Annotated in this window: 4 protein-coding genes and 1 pseudogene; 4 read left to right on the top strand and 1 reads right to left on the bottom strand. The window is 57.4% G+C overall.

All coding sequences use genetic code 11. The annotated features are described in order from the left end of the window. Window positions 1-380: 380 nt before the first annotated feature. The 3 genes from NJC38_RS28895 (at window position 381) to NJC38_RS28905 (ending at window position 2775) form a co-directional block, all read left to right on the top strand. Window positions 381-1043, top strand: a complete 663-nt coding sequence (locus tag NJC38_RS28895) for a TetR/AcrR family transcriptional regulator (RefSeq protein WP_045483811.1) — start codon at window positions 381-383, stop codon at window positions 1041-1043. Between the two features lie 33 nt (window positions 1044-1076). After that, the gene (locus tag NJC38_RS28900; protein ID WP_253118182.1) at window positions 1077-1670 is read left to right on the top strand and encodes a YigZ family protein; all 594 of its coding nucleotides are present in this window, start codon (window positions 1077-1079) and stop codon (window positions 1668-1670) included. A 418-nt stretch (window positions 1671-2088) separates the two neighbouring features. Next, the gene (locus tag NJC38_RS28905) at window positions 2089-2775 is read left to right on the top strand and encodes an SDR family oxidoreductase (protein ID WP_045483816.1); all 687 of its coding nucleotides are present in this window, start codon (window positions 2089-2091) and stop codon (window positions 2773-2775) included. A gap of 40 nt (window positions 2776-2815) precedes the next feature. Here NJC38_RS28905 and NJC38_RS28910 read toward each other — a convergent pair whose 3' ends face one another. Beyond that, entirely contained in the window at window positions 2816-3907 is a 1092-nt protein-coding gene (locus tag NJC38_RS28910) for a calcium:proton antiporter (RefSeq protein ID WP_253118183.1), read from the bottom strand. A gap of 294 nt (window positions 3908-4201) precedes the next feature. Here NJC38_RS28910 and NJC38_RS28915 point away from each other — a divergent pair. Further along, window positions 4202-4310: pseudogene (locus NJC38_RS28915) on the top strand (IS5/IS1182 family transposase); the annotation flags it as partial.

The raw sequence follows: 4310 nt of genomic DNA on the forward strand, positions 1-4310 counted from the left end.
TCAACTGCCTTTTTCACCGCCGGAGCCAGGAGGCTCGCACCGCCTCCAACCCTTTCTGAACTTCTAACTCGTTGATTATCAAGGAGTTTTTCGTTCATTCCGCGTTGGAAGTGGTGCGCATTATAAGGACATCTGAAACCCCGTCAACCGTTAATTTCAAATATCTCGAAATTAACCAGCCAAGCCCGTAAAACGGCTGCCGATAGCCTCCCGTCATCCGCACCTTATATATAGAGAGATATAAGGAGTCTATGCCACGGGGCACGAGAAGACGACACCACACCGTAAGATTGTCAGACAAAATTACCAAGTAAGCTTGTAGGAACCTTACAGGTACGTTATCTCTGCACCCTTGAACGACAGCCCTGCGGAATTGCCACATGCCTCTTGAAGTCCCTGCGCACAGCTCATCGCCAAGCAAGCCTGCCAGTCGTATCCGGCAGCGAAACCAGCAGCTCATCCTCAGAGCGGCCGAAGACGAATTTGCCCGGCATGGTTTCAAGGGCACCAGTATGAACACCATCGCGCTGAATGCTGGTTTGCCCAAGGCGAATCTGCATTACTACTTCAGCAACAAGCTGGGCCTGTACATCGCGGTCCTGAGCAACATCATCGGGCAATGGGACGAAACCTTCAGTCACCTGAGCGCCGAGGATGACCCCGCCGAGGCACTCGCTTCTTATATACGGACCAAAATGGAGTTCTCCAGGCGCTATCCACAGGCGTCGCGAATCTTCGCCATGGAGATCATCAGTGGCGGCGAATGCCTGAGTGAGCATTTCAATAAGGACTACTGCCTCTGGTTCCAGGGACGGGTTGCCGTGTTCCAGGCCTGGATCGATGCCGGCAAGATGGACCCCGTCGACCCGGTTAACCTGATTTTCCTGCTGTGGGGCAGCACCCAGCATTACGCTGACTTCGCCAGCCAGATCTGTCGTGTTACCGGGCGCAGCCGGCTGAGCCGCCAGGACATGGACCTGGCCACCGAGAATCTGATCCGCATCATCCTCAAAGGTTGTGGGTTAGTGCCGCCGGCCTTGTAAAATGCGCATCCCGCAATCAGACGGATGCAGCGCATGCCCTCTACCCTTGCCGGCTTTTGCGAGTTCCGCGAAGAAATCCGTAAAAGCCGCTTCATCACCTTCGCCGGCCCCGTCTCAAGCCCCGCCCAAGCGCAGGCCTTCATTGAGCAGCACAGCGACCTGAACGCCACCCACAACTGCTGGGCCTGGAAACTGGGTAGCCAGTACCGCAGCAATGATGACGGCGAACCGGGTGGCACGGCAGGCCGGCCCATCCTCGCCGCCATTGAAGCGCAAGACTTTGATCAAGTGGTCGTTCTGGTGATTCGCTGGTACGGCGGTATCCAGTTGGGCACCGGCGGCCTCGCCCGCGCTTATGGCGGCGGCGCGAATAAATGCCTGCAGCAGGCTGAACGAGTGCTGCTGATCAACCGCGAAGCGTTCAGCCTGGCGTGCAGTTTCAGTGAGCTGGCCCTGGTCAAGTTACGCCTCAGCGAGGCCGATGCCCTTATAGAAGAAGAAAGCTTTACCGCCAATGGGGTACAGCTGGGCATTGCCGTCAGCCCGGAGCAACTGGAAACCCTGCGCCGGCAACTGGCCGACCTGAGCCGCGGGCGGATTTTACTGCACTCATCGAGCGCGAACTGAGCGGCATACTTGCCCACATCTGCTGTGGGCCTGATTGTGGATAAGCTGAGCACATTACCCCAAGAGCCTTACCGGACAAGACCTGCAGAGCATTGATCGTTTTTTGTTCAAACCCCTGCCATTTACTAAAAATGGCAGACAAACAAGCACTTAAGCGTTTTTCAAAGCTATCAGCCCAAGCAGTTATCCCCACATCAGCAGGTTTCGCACATTAACTGTGGAGCAGCCTGTGGATAACAGGTGCACGCCTGACGCTATGGCAGGTCGCGCCGGGGCCGCGAACAATTGCTCGTTTTTTGACCAGAATTTGAATGCACTCTCGGCCAATCAGAGGATCTGAAACAAGGTATCCACAGGCCAGAGCCTGGAGTAGGCTGCGAGACCTGATGCCAACGCTATCCACAACAAGGAGTTTTCCATGCCCGCTGAAAAAACGGCGCTGATCATTGGCGCATCTCGCGGCCTGGGCCTGGGTCTTGTCCAGCGCCTGACAGAACAGAACTGGAAAGTCACCGCCACCGTACGCGATCCGTTCAAGGCCGACGCACTCAGAGCTATCCCCGATGTCCGCATCGAGACACTGGACATTGATGAAAACGCCTCGGTAGAGGTCTTGCTGCAAAAGCTCAAGGGCGAAGTGTTCGATGTGCTGTTCGTCAATGCCGGCGTGCTCGGCGCCGCGCACCAGAGCGCCGCGCAGTCCACCGCCGCAGAGCTGGGCCAACTGTTCATGACCAATGCGGTGGCGCCGATCCGCCTGGCCGAATACCTGATCGAACAGATCCGCCCCGATACCGGCGTAGTGGCCTTCATGAGTTCAGTGCTGGGCAGCGTTGCCTGCCCGGACGGCGACACGCTGGGCCTGTACAAAGCCAGCAAGGCCGCGCTCAACTCCATGACCAATACCTTCGTCGGCAAACTGCCAGAGCCTCGCCCGACTGTGCTTTCACTGCATCCGGGCTGGGTCAAGACCGACATGGGTGGCGAAAACGCCGAGATCGACGTGCTGACCAGCACCACCGGCCTGGTCAAGCAACTGACCGACTATGCCGGCAAGGGCGGTCACCACTTCATCAACTACAAGGGCGAAACCATCGCTTGGTGATCGGCCGGGAACGTGCCTGTGTTATCCACAGGCATTCTCCTCACAATCCAAGGCATGAAAGCATGATGAAGGTGGCAAACAGCACGAAGTGCGTCATGCCCTCGATGGCGTTGGTCTGCCCGTCATTGAGGTTGATCGCACAGACCAGCAAAGTGATGAATACCATGACTGTCTGCACCGGGGTCATGGCCATCTGAAACGGCTGGTCGTTGTACAGCGCCATGGCTTCCATGACCGGTACGGTGAGAATCACTGTGGATAACGACGCGCCCAACGCAATGTTGACCACCGCCTGCATCCGGTTGGCCAGCGCCGCACGCAAAGCGGTGAGAATTTCCGGCGATGCCGAAATCGCCGCAACCAGGATTGCGGTCATCACCGGCGGTGCGCCGCTGCCCTCCAGCCCCAGATCCAGGGTCTGGGCCATGACCTCGGCCAATGCGCCGATCACGATAACGCCCAGCACCAGAATGGCGATAGACATGCTCAGATTACTGGCGCCGCCTGCGTGCTGGGCGGCGTCCTGGCGGTGCTTCTTTTCCGGGTAGTTGTAGCTGAAAAAGTAACTGTGCGGGCCGACCTGCATGCGCAGAAACAACGCGTAGAGCACCACCATCGCGCCGATGGTGAACATTGAATAAAGCTTCCAGTCACCCTGCGGGATGAACTCCGGCACGACCATCGACACGCCCATGGCCGTCAGAATCATCACACTGTAGGTACGCGCCGAACTGTCGTTGTAGGCCTGCTCGCCGTGCTTGAGCCCGCCCATCAGGGCCGCAAGACCGAGAATGCCGTTGATATCGAGCATCACCGCCGCGTAAATCGTGTCGCGCACCAGGGTTGGCGAGGGTTCATTGCTCATCATGATCGCCAGGATCACTACCTCCACCAGCACCGCTGACAAGGTCAGAATCATGGTGCCGTAAGGATCACCGACCTTCTCGGCCAGGACTTCGGCATGATGCGCCACCCGCAGCGACGCGCAGACGATAAACCCCACCAGCGCCAGACCGGCCACCAGCGCCACGGTCTTGCCATTACCCAACAGCCAGTGCTCAAGCGAGTAAGCGCCAAGCGTCGCGATGATCGCCAGCAGCAGAAACTTTTCCTGCTTGAGTACAGAGCCCATGTGCGTGTCCCTTCGAGTGAAGCCATTGATTGCTGTGTCAGAGCCCCGGATGTGTCAAAAGGTTTCAAGATATCGACATAACTGAACCACCCGGCCAGCTTTCTCCCCCGCCACCGCTTTGCCGGTTGTAAAATGCCGGGCCATTGCACCTGAAGAGAACAGACCATGATCCGGTACCTGACAGAAGTTAAAACTAGGTTTTGTACGAAAAGTCAGTACGGGTAAAATTGCCGCCATGATTGGCTGGAGGCCCGCATGGCAAAGCGTTAAGAACTCTCCGACGCATCGTGGGAATTGATCAAGGATCTGGTTTCTCCAGAGCAGAAAATGGGTCGCCCACGCAGTGATGATCGTCTGGTACTCCACGCAATCCTGTGGATCCTCTGCTCGGGCGCTGCCTGGC

The organism is Pseudomonas sp. 21LCFQ010, assembly GCF_024129905.1.
GTDB lineage: Bacteria > Pseudomonadota > Gammaproteobacteria > Pseudomonadales > Pseudomonadaceae > Aquipseudomonas.

What these genes read in the sequence shown, in the direction of transcription:
- NJC38_RS28895 (WP_045483811.1), top strand. Translation starts at nt 381, where the DNA reads ATGCCTCTTGAAGTCCCTGCGCACAGCTCATCGCCAAGCAAGCCTGCC.
- NJC38_RS28900 (WP_253118182.1), top strand. Translation starts at nt 1,077, where the DNA reads ATGCCCTCTACCCTTGCCGGCTTTTGCGAGTTCCGCGAAGAAATCCGT.
- NJC38_RS28905 (WP_045483816.1), top strand. Translation starts at nt 2,089, where the DNA reads ATGCCCGCTGAAAAAACGGCGCTGATCATTGGCGCATCTCGCGGCCTG.
- NJC38_RS28910 (WP_253118183.1), bottom strand. Translation starts at nt 3,907, where the DNA reads ATGGGCTCTGTACTCAAGCAGGAAAAGTTTCTGCTGCTGGCGATCATC.